The organism is Microvirga sp. P4_G7, from assembly GCF_056401005.1.
Window position 1 is genome coordinate 1 of the sequence record NZ_JBFUKD010001211.1, and the last position, 514, is coordinate 514.

A 514-nucleotide genomic window follows, 5' to 3' on the forward strand; every position below is an offset into this window, starting at 1 on the left:
TTGTTAACCATTCCGAATTAGCGTTGCGAATCAGTTCCAAAGGGCATTCGCCACTGACCCGGTGGCGAGTTTGTAATCCTGGTCGATCCAGGGCCCAAGGGTTAAAGGCTGGGGATTAGACATGCGCGTACTTCTTATCGAAGACGACAGCGCAACGGCGCAAAGCATCGAGCTGATGCTGAAATCCGAGAATTTCAACATCTATGCCACCGATCTCGGGGAAGAAGGCATCGACCTCGGCAAGCTCTACGACTACGACATCATCCTGCTCGACCTGAACCTGCCGGACATGTCCGGTTATGAGGTTTTGCGGGGCCTGCGTGTCGCCAAGGTCAAGACGCCGATCCTGATCCTGTCAGGCATGGCCGGTATCGAGGACAAGGTGAAAGGTCTCGGCTTCGGGGCCGATGATTACCTCACAAAACCGTTCCACAAGGACGAGTTGGTCGCGCGCATTCACGCCATCGTGCGCCGCTCGAAGGGCCACGCCCAGTCGGTCATCACGACCGGCGAC

At 56.8% G+C, this 514-nt stretch carries 1 protein-coding gene; it reads left to right on the forward strand.

What is annotated here, in order from left to right; genetic code table 11:
• Nucleotides 1–121: 121 nt before the first annotated feature.
• On the forward strand, nt 122–514 hold a 393-nt coding region (locus AC1DT3_RS23925), incomplete at its 3' end, for a response regulator (RefSeq protein ID WP_477467625.1).